The following is a 16,718-nucleotide window of genomic DNA, read 5'->3' on the forward strand; positions in this document are numbered from 1 at the left end:
CACGTTACGCTAGGCCCCCGACATCGCCTGGGGGGACGGCCCGATTACCGCCCGACCGGGCGGCAAAACCTCGCAGGTGGGAACATGGGAGCCATGCGCATCGCCAATCACGTCGTAGACCTGGTCGGAAACACCCCGCTCGTCAAGCTCAACAAGGTCGTGAAGGCAGGCTCCGGCCTGGTGGCGGCCAAGGTCGAGTACATGAACCCCGGCGGCAGTTCCAAAGACCGCATCGCCACCCGGATGATCGACGCCGCCGAAGCCTCCGGAGAGCTGAAGCCCGGCGGCACCATCGTCGAACCGACCTCGGGCAACACCGGCGTCGGACTGGCGCTGGTGGCGCAGCAGCGCGGCTACAAGTGCGTCTTCGTGTGCCCCGACAAGGTGGCCGAGGACAAGCGGAACGTGTTGCGCGCATACGGCGCCGAAGTCGTGGTGTGCCCGACCGCGGTGCCGCCGGAGCATCCCGACAGCTACTACAACGTCTCCGACCGACTCGCCCGCGACCTGCCCGGCGGCTGGAAGCCCAACCAATACGAGAACCAGAACGGTCCGCTCAGCCACTACGAGACGACCGGCCCGGAGATCTGGCGCGACACCGACGGCAAGGTGACCCACTTCGTCGCAGGCGTCGGCACCGGCGGTACCATCACCGGCACCGGTCGCTACCTCAAGGAGGTCTCCGACGGTCGCGTCAAGGTGGTCGGCGTCGACCCCGAAGGCTCGGTGTACTCGGGTGGATCCGGCCGCCCCTACCTGGTGGAGGGCGTCGGTGAGGACTTCTGGCCGGGCGCCTACGATCCGACCGTCCCCGACGAGATCATCGCCGTCTCCGACGCCGACTCGTTCGAGATGACCCGCCGACTGGCCCGCGAAGAGGGCCTCCTGGTCGGCGGCTCGTGCGGCATGGCCGTCGTCGCCGCGCTGCGGGTGGCCGAACGCGAGGGGCCCGACGCCGTCGTCGTCGTGCTGCTGCCGGACGGCGGTCGCGGCTACATGTCGAAGATCTTCAACGACGACTGGATGAGCAGCTACGGCTTCCTGCGCACCCCGCTCGACGGCGTCCAGCGCACCGAGTCGGTGGTCGGCGACGTCCTGCGCGGCAAGGGCGGCGCGCTGCCCGATCTGGTGCACACCCATCCGCAGGAGACCTTGCGCGACGCGATCGAGATCCTGCGAGAGTTCGGTGTCTCGCAGATGCCGGTGGTCGGCGCCGAGCCGCCCATCACCGCAGGCGAAGTGGCCGGCGCCGTCTCCGAGCGGGACCTGCTCAGCGCGGTCTTCGAGGGTCGGGCCAACTTGGCCGACCCGGTGTCGGCCCACATGAGCGAGGCGCTGCCGCTGATCGGCGCCGGCGAGCCGGTGTCGTCGGCGATGGAAGCTTTGAGCACCTCCGATGCGTTGATGGTGGTCGAGGACGGCAAGCCGATCGGTGTCATCACCCGGCACGATCTGCTCGCGTTCGCGAGCACCCATCCCATCGCCGTCCGTCAGCAGGAGGAGAAGTAGTGTCTGAACAGGGATTTTCGACCAAGGCGATTCATGCGGGCTGGGATCCCGACGGTCGGACCGGTGCGGTCAACGTGCCGATCTACGCGAGTTCGACCTTCGCGCAGGACGGGGTCGGCAACATGCGCGACGGCTTCGAATACGCGCGCACCGGCAATCCCACCCGCCGGGTGTTGGAGGCGAACATCGCCGCCATCGAAGCCGGACAGTTCGGCCGCGGGTTCTCCTCGGGCATGGCCGCCACCGACGCGCTCCTGCGCGCCACCCTGCGTCCCGGTGATCACCTGGTGATCCCGAACGACGCCTACGGTGGCACCTTCCGACTGATCGACAAGGTGTTCTCCGAGTGGGGCATCACCTACTCGGTCGCGCCGGTCGTCGACGTCGACGCCATCGCCGCGGCGATCACCCCGCAGACCAAGCTGGTGTGGGTCGAGACCCCGACCAACCCGCTGCTCAACGTCGGCGACATCGCCGCCACCGCGGAGGTCGCGCACAAGGCCGGCGCCAAGCTCGTCGTCGACAACACCTTCGCCAGCCCCTACCTGCAGCAGCCGCTGACCCTGGGCGCCGACGTCGTCGTGCACTCGACCACCAAGTACCTCGGCGGACACTCCGACGTCGTCGGCGGAGCCATCGTCACCAACGACGAGAAGCTCGACGCCGACATCGCCTTCCTCCAGAACGGTGCGGGCGCCGTTCCCGGGCCCTTCGACGCCTACCTGACCATGCGCGGCATCAAGACCCTCGCGGTTCGCATGGAGCGTCACTGCGACAACGCCGAGGCGCTCGTCGAATTCTTCGCGTCGCATCCGAAGATCGAGAAGGTGCTGTACCCCGGTCTGGCCGATCATCCCGGTCACGACGTCGCGGCCAAGCAGATGCGCCGCTTCGGCGGCATGATCTCGGTGCAGTTGGCGGGCGGCCGCGAGGCTGCGCTCGACTTCTGCTCGCGCACCAAGATCTTCACCCTCGCCGAATCGCTCGGCGGCATCGAGTCGCTGATCGAGCACCCGGGCGCGATGACCCATGCCTCCACGGCGGGCTCGCTGCTCGAGGTCCCGGACAATCTGGTGCGGCTGTCGGTGGGCATCGAGGACGCCGCTGACCTCGTGGAGGATGTGCGCCAGGCCCTCGCCTGATCTCCCGTGAAGCTGGTGCGCTCGTGTGGCTTGCATAGCCGCACGAGCGCACCAGCTCTTTCATCGGCGGCCAGGTGCTTCGTAGCCGGCACCGCGGTCGGTCGTTGATTCCCCACACGAGCTAGGACGCACCGATGCCCTGCACGGTTCCATTTCAGTGCATGCCGGGCGTGTCGGGCTCAGAGCGACGCGAAGTGTTTGATCGTGTCGGCTTCGACTGTGCCGAAGGCCGTGTCGGCGATGGGGCCGGACAGGAATGACGGCAGCCCGACGCCGCCGAGTTCCATCGCGAACTTCCAGACGAGGCGTGATCCGTGCTCGGCGGGGGACACCTCGGTGTACTCGCCGAACTTCTTCAGGCCGGGAATGCTCGCCCGGACACCGTGGAACGCGTGCTTGAACGTGCGGGTCTCTGCGTTCTCGTCCCAGACGAAGAACAGTTCGTCCATCTTGACGAAGCCCGGTGCCAGAGCCACCGACCGGGTGGTCCCGATTCCGTACGGCTCCGCCGAGGTGTAGCGGACCGAGTTGAGGGCGCGGCACCAGTCGAGGGTGTTCTGGCGGGTGAACTCCGCCCATGCCCGCTCCGGGGCCACCGGGATGTTGACGTCGATGACGTAGGTCATCGGTGCGGCGCCGAAGTAGGACTCGTCGAACGGTTCGAGGTCGTAAGCCATGGGTACGCAGTGTAGTCCGGCGCAACCCGCCCGTGCGCGATGTCCGGTCTCCCGTGACCTGCGAAAACTCCTGTCCTTGAAGAATTTTCGCAAGAAGTGGAACCGATCGGCGGTTTGGTGCGTCTAATTCAGTAGGCAGGTGATCACGAGACTTGCCTGCGGATGGGGGGATTCTGTGACGGAGACCGTCTCTATGGGGGGTGACGGTCTCCGTCATGGAATGGCGCAGGACGCTCCAGCGCAGATCCCATCGCCCGCATTCCGGAGGTCGCAGTGACCGATCTCGTCTACGTCCGCGACGAATGGCTCAAGCGAGCCGAGGTCGCGCAAGAGTGTGCGGAGGAGTTGGACCTTCTTGCAGAGGAGTTAGGTTCGGTAGTTCGCGCCAACTACTTCGGCCGCGGATGTGAGGAGGGCGGAGCGCTGTATGTTCTGCTGAGGGACACGGTCGGTAGGGGAGTTCAATCGCTCGGTGGGGCATCCGTTACGGCGGACGGGCTCGCGCGCGTTGCGTTTGAGGCGGTGAATGCACTTGAGGTGGCAGATGCGACTGCGACCTTTGGGAATTAGGGAGATAGGGCGATGCCTGAAGCCGTTTCTCATCTTGGCACTGATTCTGTCGGGGGTAGTTGCCTGTGCTGCGAAGGTTCAGCCGGAAGTCGGAGGACCGGTCACAAGAAGCGGAGTTCGGCAGGTGGACGATGCTGGCAAAAAGTTGCCCTTCGAGACTGATCATCAGCGCCGGTGGAATCGGGCGAACGATGGCACTCCTTACGAGCCGTGTACCGCGCTGACGGACGGTGAACTGTATGACAACGGAGTCGATGCACGGAGCACCCGAGACGCCGCGGGGACTGATGGTCAGACTCTTCGTGGCTGTCGGTGGAAGTTCATGGTGAGGAACAACGACCGGGGTTGGTCCGTTTCCCAGTTCGTCGCGAACTCACCTAGTCTCGCCGCCGATAAGCAAAGGTACTCGTTGGCGGACGACATCTGGCTGCAGGATGCAGTGCTCGATGGACGTACCGTTGGTATCCATCGCACCGCGACTCTCTCCGATTGTGATACGTACGTCCAGTCGGGGGCCGCTGGTGTCCACACGTTGGTCATGTACATTGGCCCGACTCCGCCACCACCGTCCGAGATCTGTGATCGGGCCATTGCGTTCACTCGCGCCACGATCTCGAAAATGCCTCTTTGAGAACAGAATTGGGCGCATAGTCGCAGGTCGCGGCGCTCACACACTCTGGTGTGCGGACATTCTGGTGTGCAGCCGACAGATTGGGTGTTGTGCTGCCGACCGACCGCGGATCCCTGGAGTGGGACACCTATGCGTTTGCCTTCGGGCATCGGTTGGTGACGATCCGGAAGGCGCGGGGTCTGTCGCAGGAGCAGCTTGCCGAGCGCAGCGGAATGCACCGGAACGCGGTGTCGAATCTGGAGCGGGCCACGAGCAACGGGTCCTCGGGAGTCGCCGACCCGCTGATGTCGACCGTGTACCGACTGGCGCGGGCGCTGGACGTCGCGCCGGTGCTTCTGCTGCCCGGCGCCGACGGCCGTCTGCCCGACCGTGCGGCGGAGCAGGAGAGCAACGAGGCGTTGTCGGAGATCGAGTCCCAACTGCTCGCGATGCTCACCCGCGAGAACGATACGCAGCACGCCGCCGACGGTTCTGAAAGACTCGACAGTCCTGCCAGATTCGACGCTCACGCGGAATCGCCGGGAGGCGAGCTTCCCTGATCACCGCGGTGGCCTCACGGCCGTCACCGGTGCTCGCACGGTGCGTGGCGATCCTGCGAGTCCCCGCACGAGCACCGACCGCACGCGACGCCCCTGCTCAGCGCATGCAAAAGGGCCGGTCCGCCAAGCGAACCGGCCCGTGCACAGCCTGATTACGGCTGGTACGGCTCCGCGCTGACCAGCGTCACGCTGACCTCGGCGCCGCTGGGAACGATGTACTTGCGCGTCTCGCCGACCTTGGCGTCGATGAGGGCAGCACCCAGCGGTGAGCTCGGCGAGTAGATCTCGATATCGCCGGAACCCTCTTCGCGCGTGGCGATGAGGAAGGTCTCCTTATCGGACTCGTCGCCGTCGTAGTAGACGGTGACGACGGATCCGGGAAGGGCGACGCCCGACTGCTTCGGCGCCTCGCCGACCTGGGCCTTGTTCAGCAGATCCTGCAGCTGGCGGATTCGCGCCTCCTGCTGGCCCTGCTCTTCACGCGCTGCGTGGTAGCCGCCGTTCTCCTTGAGGTCGCCTTCTTCGCGGCGCTCATTGATCTCGGCGGCAATGACCGGCCGATTCGCAATGAGCGAATCGAGCTCCCCCTTCAAGCGCTCGTACGACTCTGGCGTCAACCAAGTCACACCCGCATCGGTCATTGTGGTCTCCTTTGCTGTCCGCTAAGTGGACTGCTCATAAATGCAGCAACACGGCCCCTCTCGGAGCCGTGCGATGCCCAGCGTACCAGTGCCTGTGTCCTATGGCACATCGCGCGTGATCTGCGTAACATTCGCCAGTGCCTCACGATACGTCGGTTCGGCTCGTTTCAGGTGGCGAACGACCGCGTAGGTGATCGGCATGACCGCCACCTCGACCAGTGTCTTCCACACGAAACCGATGACGACGTAGTTGGTGAAGTCCGACCACGTGCTGATGCCGATCGCGGTGGCCGCGATGGAGCAGAAGACGAGAGTGTCGAAGAACTCACCGACCACCGTCGAGCCGATCAGTCGCGCCCACAGCCGCTTCTCGCCGGCCCGCTCCTTCATCTTGACCAGCACGAAGGAGTTCAGCAGCTCGCCGACGACGTAGCCGGCCAGGCCCGCGGCGACGATCCTCGGCACCGTTCCCAGCACCGACTCGAACCCGGCCTGGCCCTCGTAGAAGTCGGCGGCAGGCAGTTCGATCGCGATCCAGAAGCAGATCGACGCGAGGACGATCACGGCGAAACCGGAGGCGATGGTCCGCCGCATGGCGCGGAACCCGTACACCTCGCTGATCACGTCGCCGATCACATAGCTGAGCGGGAACAGGAAGAAGGCGCCGTCGGTGACCAGGCCGTTGACGTGGAGCGGGCCGAGGTCGAAGTGCAGCCAGTCGTCGAACAGGACCACGGCCTTGGTGGCGGCGATGTTGCTGATCAGCATGATGCCGACGAACACCGCGGTCAGCGCCGCGTAGTAGGGGCTGGCGAGCTTGGCGAAGACCGCCTTGCCGGAGCGGGTCACGCGCGGGTGTCGAGGTACGGCGGAACGTGGACGCCGCAGCCGAAGACCTCGCCGATCACGGCGGGGCGGGAGGTGGTCAACTCGACGCGGGCACCGACCTGCAGGTCGCGGCCAGCCGGTACGACGACCTCGCGACGGCCCACCTCGGAGCCGTCCTTGGCGCGGGCCCGGACGATGCACACGACGGCGTCGTCGGGGTTCGAACGGTTGACGGTGTACTGCACGGCGACCCGATCCGAGGACAGCAGCTCGTATCCGGTCGCCTGCCCAGAGACCTCGGGGTCGCCGAACTGTCGGAACCCGAGATAGGCGATCCCGACTCCGGCGACGACGACGAGGAGTGCCAGCCCGTAGAACCAGCGCCGCTTGCTACGCGGTGACCGATCGGTCGGATAGGTGGCTCGCGGGCCGCTGCGCGGCTTCTGCTGATCGCCCCCGTCTGATGTGCTCACTGTTCAATACCTACCATGTTGGGTAGGAGCTAAGCGAAGGTGAGGAAGCGTGACCGAACGCGCGAACGGGCTGCGACTCATGGCGGTGCACGCCCATCCGGACGACGAGGCGTCGAAGGCTGCGGCGACGCTGGCCAAATACGCCGACGAGGGCCACGAGGTGATGGTTGTCACGCTCACCGGCGGTGAGCGCGGCGACATCCTGAATCCGGCCATGGATCGGCCGGGAGTCATGGAGAACCTCCCCGAGATCCGGCGCGAGGAGATGGCCGCGGCGGCCAAGGCGCTCGGCGTGCAGCAGCGGTGGCTGGGCTTCGTCGACTCGGGGCTGCCCGAAGGCGATCCGCTCCCGCCGCTGCCGGAGGGCTGCTTCGCGCTGGTGCCGCTCGACGAGGCGAACGAACGTCTGGTGAAGGTGATCCGCGAGTTCCGGCCGCACGTGATCATCACCTACGACGAGAACGGCGGCTACCCGCATCCCGACCACATCAAGTGCCACGAGGTCTCGATGGCCGCGTGGGAGTCGGCCGGCGATGCCGAGGCCTTCCCCGATGCGGGGGAGCCGTGGACGCCGCTGAAGATCTACTACACGCACGGGTTCATCCGCGACCGCATCCACGCCTTCTCCGAAGAGTTCGAGAAGGCCGGCCAGGAGAGCCCCTTCAAGGAGTGGCTCGCCAAGTGGCGCCGCAACCAGGGCGACATGATGGCCCGGGTCACCACGCAGGTCGAGTGCGGCAAGTACTTCCCGCAGCGTGACGACGCCCTGCGCGCCCACGCCACCCAGATCGACCCCAACGGCTTCTTCTTCGCCGTCCCGCTGGACTGGCAGCAGCGTCTGTGGCCCACCGAGGAGTTCGAACTGGCGCAGACCCGAGTGCAGACCGCACTTCCCGAGAACGACCTCTTCACCGGAATCGAGCAGTCATGAATGTCCTGTCCCTGTCGTCCGACGCCGCGATGTGGCTGGCCGAAGAGCCTGCTCGCGGCCCGGAGTTCGGCAAGGCTTCGCCGATCGGCCTGCTGATCATCCTGCTGCTGCTGATCGCCGTCTTCCTGCTGATCCGGTCGATGAACCGGCAGCTCAAGAAGCTCCCCGAGAGCTTCGACACCGAGAACCCGCAGGCGGATCAGGCCTTCGACGACGGCACCGACCGCGTCGACGACGATCCGTCGACCGGCTCGGAGAACGGAACCGGTGATGGAGGTCAGCGACATGGAGGATCAGCGGAGCGCGGATAGTCCCCGCAACCGGCTCGGCGAGTCGTCGAGCCCCTACCTGCGCCAGCACGCGGCCAACCCCGTGCACTGGCGGGAATGGACCGACGGGGCCTTCGACGAGGCCCGCCGCCGCGACGTGCCGGTGCTGTTGAGCGTCGGCTACGCCGCCTGCCACTGGTGCCACGTGATGGCGCACGAGACGTTCGAGAACGAGCAGCTCGCCGCGCAGATGAACCGCGACTTCGTGTGCATCAAGGTCGATCGTGAAGAGCGGCCCGACATCGACGCGATCTACATGGCGGCGACGGTCGCGATGACCGGCCAGGGCGGGTGGCCGATGACCTGCTTCCTGACGCCCGACGCCGATCCGTTCTACTGCGGCACCTACTATCCGCCCGCTCCGCGCCAGGGACAGCCGGGGTTCGGCGAGGTGATGGATGCGATCACTCGCACCTGGGAGCAGCGGCGCGACGAGGTGACAGTCGCCGGCGCGAAGATCGCCGATCATCTGCGTGCCAACTCCGAATCGCTGCCCGCCGGTCCGGCGTTGGACGGGCAACTGCTGGCCGACGCGATCCGGTCGGTGCTCGCCGACGAGGACCCGCGCTCGTCCGGATTCGGCGGGGCACCCAAGTTTCCGCCGACCGCGCTGCTGGAGGCGCTGCTGCGCGCCGACGAACTCGGCGGCCTCGGCGCCGCGGCGGAGACCGCGACGCGGACCGCGCACGCGATGGCTCGCGGCGGAATCTACGACCAGCTGGCCGGTGGCTTCGCGCGCTACGCGGTCGACTCCGACTGGGTGGTCCCGCACTTCGAGAAGATGCTCTACGACAACGCGCTCCTCCTGCGGGCCTACGCGCATCTGGCTCGTCGCGGCGACGCGACGGCCGCCCGGATCGCCGACGAGACCGCCGCCTTCCTGGACGAACAACTGTGGACGGGAACCGGGTTCGCCTCGTCCTTGGACGCCGACACCGAAGGCGTCGAAGGTCTCACATACGTGTGGCGGCCCGCCGAACTCGTCGACGTCCTCGGGGCCGACGACGCCGCGTGGGCGGCGCAGCTGCTCACCGTCACCGAGCACGGCACTTTCGAACAGGGCGCCTCCACCCTGCAGTTGCTCCGCGACCCCGACGACCCGATCCGCTACGCCTCGGTCCGTGCCCGCCTGCGCCGCGCCAGGGACACCCGCCCGCAACCCGACCGCGACGACAAGGTCGTCACCGCGTGGAACGCCATGGCGGTCACCGCGCTGGCCGAGGGCGGCGCCGCGCTCGGCAGGCCGGAATGGGTGAGGCGGGCGGCCGGCTGCGCCCGCGGCTTGCTCGAGGTGCACCTCGTCGACGGCGATCTGCATCGCTCGTCGCTCGACGGTCGCGTCGCCGTCCCCCTCGGCGGCCTCGACGATTACGCGGCCCTGGTCACCGCGCTGCTGACCCTGCATCAGGTGACCGGCCGGACCGAGTGGCGCGCCGACGCGCTGCCGCTGGTCGAGCGGATGATCGAGGTCTTCGCCGACCCGGAGGCCGAGGGCGCCTGGTACGACGCCCACGGCGAGGGGCTGCTGCTGCGGCCCCGCGATCCGGTCGACGGTGCCACCCCGTCGGGCGCCTCCCTGGCAGCCGAGGCGCTTCTGCTGGCCTCCGCGCTGACCCCGGTGATCGAGGACGCGGCACGCTACACCGATCTGCTCGACGCGACGCTGAGCCGGTCCGGCCTGATTCTGGCGAAGGCGCCGCGCTCGGCGGGGCACTGGCTGTCGGTGGCGTTCGCACGCGTCGCCGGACCGCTGCAGGTGGCGATCGCGCAGACCGACGACAGCCCCGGAACGATGGCCGCGACCATTCGTCGGAGTGCGCCGGGCGGTGTGGTCGTCGTTGCCGGACAACGAGATTCGCTACCGCTGCTGGCCGATCGCGGCCCCGTCGACGGTGCCGACGCAGCGTACGTGTGCCGCGGGACGGTGTGCGACCTGCCGGTCGGTGACGCGAACGCGGTGCTGGCCTCGCTTCGGTGAGATCGCGGACCGCCGGTTTGCGCCGACTCGGCACCGCTGGTACGTTGCAGGACGTGATGTTCACCGCACGCTATTGGCGTTTCTTTATCAAGGCTCCGGGTGGGGCCGAGATGAAGCGATAGCGCGCGCCTCAACACCTCCCGGAGCCGAGCAGTGACCATTGGTCGCTGCTCTCGTCGTCTCCGGGAACTCTCTTCAGCGCCACAGGCGTCATCCGGAAGCGGCGAGTTCGAACTGATTTCGCGGATACGACCTGAAAGGCCACTACCTTGACTCTCACCACCGGCACCGCAGCGCCGACCGACTCGGCGTCGCACACGTCCACCTCCGACCGGCGGGTGACGGCGTTCTCGCCGATCCCGTCACCGGAGGCCCTGCGCAGTGAACTGCCGCTGACCGCCCGACGCGCTGAAATGGTTCAGTGCGACCGCGAGGAGATCGCCGCCATCCTCGCCGGGCGCGACGACCGGATGATCGTCGTCGTCGGCCCCTGCTCGGTGCACGACCCGGTCGCCGCCCTCGACTACGCGCGGCGCCTGGCGCCGCTGGCCAAGCAGTACCGCGACTCGCTCAAGATCGTGATGCGTGTCTACTTCGAGAAGCCCCGCACCACCGTCGGCTGGAAGGGCCTGATCAACGACCCGGGCATGGACGGCTCGTTCGACATCGAACGTGGCCTGCGGACCGCGCGGGCCCTGCTGCTCGACGTCATCGACCTCGGGTTGCCCGTCGGCTGCGAGTTCCTCGAACCCACCAGCCCCCAGTACATCGCCGACACGGTCGCCTGGGGCGCGATCGGCGCCCGCACCACCGAATCGCAGGTGCACCGCCAACTGGTCTCGGGCCTGTCGATGCCCGTCGGCTTCAAGAACGGCACCGACGGCAACGTCCAGGTGGCGATCGACGGCGTCAACGCCGCCGCCGCCGAACACGTCTTCTTCGGCGTCGACGACTTCGGCCGCGGCGCCGTCGTCCACACCGCGGGCAACGACGACTGCCACATCATCCTGCGCGGCGGCACCGCCGGACCCAACTACGACGCCGAGTCGGTGGCCGACGCCGTCGAGAACCTCGCCGCGGCCGGACTCTCACCCAAGGTGATGATCGACTGCTCGCACGCCAACTCGGGCAAGGACCATGAGCGTCAGGCACAGGTGGCCGTCGAGGTCGCCGACATGTTCGCCGCCGCACGCCGCGACGGTCGCGGCCCGGTCCTGTCGGGCGTCATGCTGGAGAGCTTCCTGGTCCCCGGCGCCCAGTCGCTCGGCGGCGAACTCGTCTACGGGCAGTCCGTCACCGACAAGTGCATGGGGTGGGAGGCGTCGGCGTCCGTGCTCGATGCTCTTGCTCGCGCTGCATCTGTGTGACGTTCTCGTCTGTCCGTGGGCGTCAGGCGGCGGGGGACTTCGTTCCTCGCAGTCCTCGCGACTCGGCTAGCGCCTCGTTGCTGCGGAGGGCTCGGATCGAAGTCTCCCGCCGCCTGACTTCGCTGGTAGTGGCGGTCGCCGTCCCGGCCTGCGGGGTCAGGAGGCCGGGACGGCGCCTTTCGTGCTTATTTGGATCGAGCGGCTCCGATCGCGGTGTCCAGCAGCAGGAAAGCGAGGAGGGGCCAGCCCAGGAGTGGGAGGAACCAGCCGACGGCGGCGGAGGCGGCCAGCAGTGCGGCGGCGGCCGGGACGGGCAGCTCCCGCAGGGCGCCGCGAGCCGGGGGAGCACCGAACGACGCGCCCCGGCGTCGCTGCCACCAGGCTCGGTAGCCGAGCACGATCAACGCGATCAGCGCACCGACCACACCCAACAGGACGAGCTGATTGGGCAGCCCGAACAGCACGCCCATGTGCAGCTGCACACCCCACGCCGACAGTTTGGCCGCCAACGGCCAGTCGGCGAACCGATTCACATCGACCACCGCGTCGCGCGACGGATCCACGGCGATCGAACTCGTCGACGCACGCCACGGGACGCGCCGCTGGGACACGACGAAGGCGGTCTCGGCGTCAGCCGGAACCTTGACCTCGACGGCGCCGTCGACGCCGTTCGCGCGGGCGATCGCGACGGCCCCGTCGACGCCGGCGACGCGGTCGGCCGTCGGCTCCGGCATCGCCGCAGAACCGTGATCGGCGTGCTCGCCGCCTGCCGCGTGACCGCCACCGGTGAGCGAGGCGTCGACCGACGGGGTGGTCCAGCTCAGGGCCGAGCGCAGTTCGGTGACATGCTCGCCCGCGTACTTCGACCAGGTCAGACCGGTCGCGGACAGGAACAGGGCGAAGACCACGACCCAGGCGCCGATGACACCGTGCCGATTGACGGTGCGGCCCCGTCCGCGGGAGCCCGCGACCCCGCGCAGCAGCGTGCCCGAACCGGTTGCGCGACGACGCTTGCGCACGTGTATCACCCACAGCGCGAGTCCGCCGAGCGCGACCACCCACAGCCACGACGCGGCCAGCTCGGAGTACAGGCGACCCGGATCGCCCAGGTGCAGGTCGCGGTGCAGACGGTCGATCCAGGTGCGCAGCGGCAGCGCACCGCTCGAGCCGTAGCTGACCAGCTCGCCGCGCGATTCGAGGGTCACCGGATCGATGAACACGGCGAGTCGTTCGGACTCACCGAGTGACGGATCGGCGAACAGGACGCGGGTGGTGTCGCCGGGGTTCGTCGCCGGCTGCACCGCATCCAGGCGCAGGTCGGGGCGCACCTTCTCGGCGGCCCGGACCTGCTCGGCGACCGACTTCGCCGAGCCGACGGCGTCGGTGTGCAACTGCTGGCGGTAGACGAACTGCTCGGCCGTCGGCGACAGCGCATACAGTCCGCCGGTGACCGCCGCCACCAGTAGGAACGGGGCGATCAACACGCCCGCGTAGAAGTGCAGGCGGGCGGCCAGACGGTTCATCACGGTGCCGACCGGAGGTCGGGGAGACGGGTCGGACGAGTGACCCGGGGTCGTCGTGGAGACAGAGGTGGACAACGCAGGTGCCTTTCGGTTGAAAGCAGCAGAGATCGCACGCCGATGACGGGGCGCGATGAGAGGGGAGTCGTCGGCCACGATCGGTGGACACGACGAAACGAGACCTGCCGACGCGAGGTCAGCAGTACTGCGAGACCGAAAGGGGAGGACCGCGGCGTCCGACGGCGCCGAGGAAGACGAGTGCGGGTGCTGCGGGCACGACGATCCGGTGCCGGACGGCGATCGTCGTCCGGGTTCGCGGACGGAACCGCAGTCGCGCGGTCCGGACCGCCACCAGCGACAGCGCGCGGACGAGCAGTTCGGCACCGCACAGCAGCAGGAGTGCGGCGAGGGTGCCGGCGGTGTGCATCGCGGCCATCGGCGCGGTGAATATGTCGTGGTGGTGGCCCGAGGCCAGCACCAGCAGCAGGTGGATCAGACCCTGCCCGACCATCAGGGCGGGCAGCGACCGCAATCCGGGCGCCGCCGACGTCCCGACCCCGACGGCGACCGCGGTCGCGGCCACCAGTAGCAGCGTCGAGGTGTCGGGCAGCATGCCCTGAGCTGCGGCGTGAGCGCCGACGCCGGTCAGCGCCGACGTGCCACCGACCACCGCGCCACGCAGGCGCGAAAGTGCGGTCGGCGTTCTCACCCGGTCAGAATAGCGACGACCCCCGACGCCGCGTACCGCCCCTACCCGATGACGACCAGCCACACCGCGATGTAGTGCAGTGCCGCCGCGACCGCCGTGCAGGCGTGGAAGACCTCGTGATGACCGAAGACGCCGGGCCAGGGGTCCGGCCAGCGCAGGGCGAACAGCACGCCGCCCACGCTGTAGAGGACGCCGCCGACCGCCAGCAGCACGATCACCGCGATCCCGGTGTTGTGCACCAGCATCGGAGACACGGCGACGATGACCCAGCCCAGGACGATGTAGAGGATGACGCCGAGCGACCGCGGTGATCCGGGCCAGATCACCTTCAAGGTCACGCCGCCCACGGCGCCGGCCCAGACGACTCCCAGCACCCACCAGCGGGTCGGCGAGTCGAGTCCCATCACGCAGAACGGGCTGTAGGTGCCCGCGATGAAGAGGAAGATCATCGAGTGGTCGGCGCGTTTCATCGCGATCCGGGCGCGTGGACTGCGCCAGTTGATCCGGTGGTACACGCTGCTCGTGGTGAACAGGGCGCAGATCGTCACGACGTACACCGACACCGCGGCGACCGCGGCGCCGCTGCGGTGCATCGCCGTGCCCACGATGAGCACGATCCCGACCGCCGCGGCGATGAACGCGGCGTACTTGTGGATGACACCGCGCAGGGTCGGCCGACCCACGGGGGGCACCGACGTCCTCGGGGACCGAGATCGAGGCAGCGGGGGAGGACTCCGTCATGCAACCTACGGTACCGTAAGTTCCGCTCCGGTAACTTATCGGCAGAGTAAGGTCGCTGCTGTGAAACTGCTCCCAGACCGGCTTCGCGGCGGCATGCTGCGCGTGTACGAACACCGGCTTGTGCAGCTGATGGACCCGGAACGGGTCCCCCGGCACGTGGCCATCATCTGCGACGGCAATCGGCGCTGGGCGCGCGAGGCCGGCTTTGAGGACGTCAGCCACGGACACCGCGTCGGGGCTCAGCGGATCGCGGACATGCTCGGCTGGTGCTCTGAACTGGGCATCGAGGCGGTCACCATCTACCTGCTCTCGACCGAGAACCTCTCTCGCGAGTCCGACGAGCTCGACGCCCTCATGGAGATCGTTCCCGACATCGTCGACGAGATCTCCGACGTCGACGCCGACTGGCGGGTCCGGATCGTCGGCAACCTGGAGCAACTGCCCGACGCGGTCGCCGACCGTCTGCGCGAGGCCTCGCACCGCACCGAGGGCGCCGCCGACATGACGGTCAACGTCGCCGTCGGCTACGGCGGCAGGCAGGAGATCGTCGACGCCGTGCAGACCCTGCTCGTCGAGGCGATCGACGCGGGCGCCTCGCGAGAGGAGATGGTCGAGGCGGTCACCGTCGACGGCATCGACTCCCATCTGTACACCAGCGGCACACCCGACCCCGACCTGGTGATCCGGACGTCCGGCGAGCAGCGGCTCAGCGGCTTCCTCCTGTGGCAGTCGGCGTACTCGGAGATCTGGTTCACCGACGCCTACTGGCCCGAGTTCCGCCGCGTGGACTTCCTGCGCGCACTGCGTGACTTCGCGGCGCGCAATCGCAGATTCGGTAAGTAGGCAGCGCCCGACCCCGAGGTCAGCGACGGGTCGGACCACGAGAGAAGGGCGAGACGATGCACGTGACGGTTGTCGGGGCGAGCGGCCAGTTCGGTTCGGTGGTCTGCGAACTGTTGGAGAAGCACGGCGTGACCGTGACGCGCGCACACCGCGGCAGCGGCGTCGACGCCGTCACCGGCGTCGGACTGGCGAAGGCGTGCGAGGGCGCCGACGTGATCGTCGACGCCACCGGGGCGATGGACCGCAGCGCGGCCAGGTCGAAGGCCTTCTTCGGGGCGGTGGCGCGCAACATCTCCGAGGTGGCGAAACGGTCCGGCGCCGCGGTGGTGTACCTGACGATCTACGGCGCGACCGACCCGGTGGTCAACGCCAAGATGGGGCACTACCAGGGCAAGGCGGAACAGGAGCGGGTCTACGCCGAACGGCTCGGAGCGAAGGCCACCGCGCTCGCCTCGGTGCAGTGGTACTCGCTGGCCGAGGCCTTCATGTCGATGATGCGGCTGGGGCCGATCGCCGCCGCGCCGCACATGGTGAGCAGGCCGGCATCCGTCGAGGACGTCGCTGCGGCGATGACCGCGGTCGTCGAGGACCCGGCGCGTCCCGAACGCGTGGTCGTCGCCGGTCCGGAGGTCATGGACATGGCCGACGTCGCCCGCGCGATCGCCGCCAAGCGGGGCTCCCCGAAGAAGGTCTTCGCGGTGACCCTGGCGAAGGGGCTCAAGACCGGCGGTCTGGTGCCGCAGCAGCCCGATGTGATCACCGAGACGACGCTCGACCAATGGCTGGAGACGCACTGATGGCAGCGGCCACGCCGGCGATCGCCGCACTCGAGGCGGCCGGGCTGCCCTTCGAGGTCCACAAGTACAAGCACGACTCCCGCCGCGACGACTACGGCGACGAGGCCGTCGCAATCACGGCGGCGACGCTCGGCGTCGAGGCGGCGCAGATCTTCAAGACGCTCGTCGTCGAACTCGGCGACGGGCGGCTGGGCGTCGCGGTGATCCCGGTGCCGCAGAAGCTGTCGATGAAGGCCGTCGCGAAAGCCCTGGGGGCACCCAAGGCGCAGATGGCGCAGGCCGCGAAGGTCACTCGCTCCACCGGCTACGTGCTGGGCGGAGTGTCGCCGCTCGGGCAGAAGACGACCCTGCCGACCGTGGTGGACGACTCTGCGCTGCAATGGGATTCGGTGCTGTGCAGCGGTGGCCGACGCGGACTGGAGATCCGGTTGGCGCCAGCCGACCTGGTGTCGGCGACCGGCGCGGTGGTCGCCGAAGTGACGGTGTGACCGCC

19 protein-coding genes are annotated in these 16,718 nt (G+C 68.3%); 12 read left to right on the top strand and 7 right to left on the bottom strand.

What is annotated here, in order from left to right:
• The first annotated feature begins 93 nt into the window (after positions 1–93).
• Positions 94–1,509 carry a cystathionine beta-synthase gene (locus AAFO60_RS13195; protein WP_347956736.1) on the top strand — a complete coding sequence of 472 codons (1,416 nt, stop codon included), beginning with the start codon at positions 94–96 and terminating at the stop codon, positions 1,507–1,509.
• Positions 1,509–2,651, top strand: a complete 1,143-nt coding sequence (locus AAFO60_RS13200; RefSeq protein ID WP_347956666.1) for a cystathionine gamma-synthase — start codon at positions 1,509–1,511, stop codon at positions 2,649–2,651. The genes AAFO60_RS13195 and AAFO60_RS13200 overlap by 1 nt, the downstream gene beginning before the upstream one ends.
• A gap of 179 nt (positions 2,652–2,830) precedes the next feature.
• On the opposite strand, the gene AAFO60_RS13205 is transcribed toward AAFO60_RS13200, so the two are convergent.
• The gene (locus AAFO60_RS13205) at positions 2,831–3,328 is read right to left on the bottom strand and encodes an SRPBCC family protein (protein ID WP_347956667.1); all 498 of its coding nucleotides are present in this window, start codon (positions 3,326–3,328) and stop codon (positions 2,831–2,833) included.
• A 273-nt stretch (positions 3,329–3,601) separates the two neighbouring features.
• Between AAFO60_RS13205 and AAFO60_RS13210 the strand changes: the two genes are divergently transcribed.
• From AAFO60_RS13210 to AAFO60_RS13215, 3 genes are all read left to right on the top strand, one after another.
• Positions 3,602–3,898 carry a hypothetical protein gene (locus tag AAFO60_RS13210; RefSeq protein ID WP_347956668.1) on the top strand — a complete coding sequence of 99 codons (297 nt, stop codon included), beginning with the start codon at positions 3,602–3,604 and terminating at the stop codon, positions 3,896–3,898.
• The gene (locus AAFO60_RS21005; RefSeq protein WP_432211714.1) at positions 3,873–4,529 is read left to right on the top strand and encodes a DUF3558 family protein; all 657 of its coding nucleotides are present in this window, start codon (positions 3,873–3,875) and stop codon (positions 4,527–4,529) included. Before AAFO60_RS13210 ends, AAFO60_RS21005 begins: the two co-directional genes overlap by 26 nt.
• 89 nt (positions 4,530–4,618) lie before the next feature.
• Positions 4,619–5,068, top strand: coding sequence for a helix-turn-helix domain-containing protein (locus AAFO60_RS13215; RefSeq protein ID WP_347956669.1), 450 nt, complete (start codon positions 4,619–4,621; stop codon positions 5,066–5,068).
• Positions 5,069–5,220: 152 nt separating this feature from the next.
• Here AAFO60_RS13215 and greA read toward each other — a convergent pair whose 3' ends face one another.
• The 3 genes from greA to AAFO60_RS13230 form a co-directional block, all read right to left on the bottom strand.
• Positions 5,221–5,709: a transcription elongation factor GreA gene (greA, locus tag AAFO60_RS13220; RefSeq protein ID WP_347956670.1), complete on the bottom strand. Its 489-nt coding sequence runs from the start codon at positions 5,707–5,709 to the stop codon at positions 5,221–5,223.
• 99 nt (positions 5,710–5,808) lie between these two features.
• Complete coding sequence (locus AAFO60_RS13225; protein ID WP_347956671.1) at positions 5,809–6,558, bottom strand: queuosine precursor transporter; 750 nt, start codon at positions 6,556–6,558, stop codon at positions 5,809–5,811.
• Positions 6,555–7,010: a DUF4307 domain-containing protein gene (locus AAFO60_RS13230; RefSeq protein WP_347956672.1), complete on the bottom strand. Its 456-nt coding sequence runs from the start codon at positions 7,008–7,010 to the stop codon at positions 6,555–6,557. The genes AAFO60_RS13225 and AAFO60_RS13230 overlap by 4 nt, the downstream gene beginning before the upstream one ends.
• A 79-nt stretch (positions 7,011–7,089) precedes the next feature.
• On the opposite strand from AAFO60_RS13230, the gene mca reads away from it, so the two are divergent.
• The 4 genes from mca to AAFO60_RS13250 all read left to right on the top strand — a co-directional run bounded on the left by mca (position 7,090) and on the right by AAFO60_RS13250 (position 11,615).
• The gene (gene mca, locus AAFO60_RS13235) at positions 7,090–7,941 is read left to right on the top strand and encodes a mycothiol conjugate amidase Mca (protein WP_347956737.1); all 852 of its coding nucleotides are present in this window, start codon (positions 7,090–7,092) and stop codon (positions 7,939–7,941) included.
• Positions 7,938–8,252, top strand: coding sequence for a hypothetical protein (locus AAFO60_RS13240; RefSeq protein ID WP_347956673.1), 315 nt, complete (start codon positions 7,938–7,940; stop codon positions 8,250–8,252). The genes mca and AAFO60_RS13240 overlap by 4 nt, the downstream gene beginning before the upstream one ends.
• Positions 8,227–10,248 carry a thioredoxin domain-containing protein gene (locus tag AAFO60_RS13245; protein ID WP_347956674.1) on the top strand — a complete coding sequence of 674 codons (2,022 nt, stop codon included), beginning with the start codon at positions 8,227–8,229 and terminating at the stop codon, positions 10,246–10,248. Before AAFO60_RS13240 ends, AAFO60_RS13245 begins: the two co-directional genes overlap by 26 nt.
• A 269-nt stretch (positions 10,249–10,517) precedes the next feature.
• Entirely contained in the window at positions 10,518–11,615 is a 1,098-nt protein-coding gene (locus tag AAFO60_RS13250; RefSeq protein ID WP_347956675.1) for a 3-deoxy-7-phosphoheptulonate synthase, read from the top strand.
• A gap of 185 nt (positions 11,616–11,800) precedes the next feature.
• Here AAFO60_RS13250 and AAFO60_RS13255 read toward each other — a convergent pair whose 3' ends face one another.
• From AAFO60_RS13255 to trhA, 3 genes are all read right to left on the bottom strand, one after another.
• Complete coding sequence (locus AAFO60_RS13255) at positions 11,801–13,138, bottom strand: PepSY-associated TM helix domain-containing protein (RefSeq protein WP_347956738.1); 1,338 nt, start codon at positions 13,136–13,138, stop codon at positions 11,801–11,803.
• Between the two features lie 193 nt (positions 13,139–13,331).
• The gene (locus AAFO60_RS13260) at positions 13,332–13,844 is read right to left on the bottom strand and encodes a hypothetical protein (RefSeq protein WP_347956676.1); all 513 of its coding nucleotides are present in this window, start codon (positions 13,842–13,844) and stop codon (positions 13,332–13,334) included.
• 41 nt (positions 13,845–13,885) lie between these two features.
• Positions 13,886–14,527 (bottom strand): PAQR family membrane homeostasis protein TrhA, encoded by a 642-nt coding sequence (gene trhA / locus AAFO60_RS13265; protein WP_347956677.1) that lies wholly within the window; start codon positions 14,525–14,527, stop codon positions 13,886–13,888.
• A gap of 118 nt (positions 14,528–14,645) precedes the next feature.
• On the opposite strand from trhA, the gene AAFO60_RS13270 reads away from it, so the two are divergent.
• Genes AAFO60_RS13270 through ybaK form a run of 3 tightly spaced genes read left to right on the top strand, consistent with a single transcriptional unit; the run spans position 14,646 to position 16,713 of the window.
• Complete coding sequence (locus AAFO60_RS13270) at positions 14,646–15,428, top strand: isoprenyl transferase (protein WP_347956678.1); 783 nt, start codon at positions 14,646–14,648, stop codon at positions 15,426–15,428.
• A 56-nt stretch (positions 15,429–15,484) separates the two neighbouring features.
• Entirely contained in the window at positions 15,485–16,225 is a 741-nt protein-coding gene (locus tag AAFO60_RS21010) for an SDR family oxidoreductase (protein WP_424307887.1), read from the top strand.
• On the top strand, positions 16,207–16,713 hold the full coding sequence (gene ybaK, locus AAFO60_RS13280; RefSeq protein ID WP_347956739.1) for a Cys-tRNA(Pro) deacylase: 507 nt from the start codon (positions 16,207–16,209) through the stop codon (positions 16,711–16,713). The genes AAFO60_RS21010 and ybaK overlap by 19 nt, the downstream gene beginning before the upstream one ends.
• Positions 16,714–16,718 lie beyond the last annotated feature (5 nt).

Source organism: Gordonia aichiensis, from assembly GCF_039946255.1.
Lineage (GTDB): Bacteria > Actinomycetota > Actinomycetes > Mycobacteriales > Mycobacteriaceae > Gordonia > Gordonia aichiensis_A.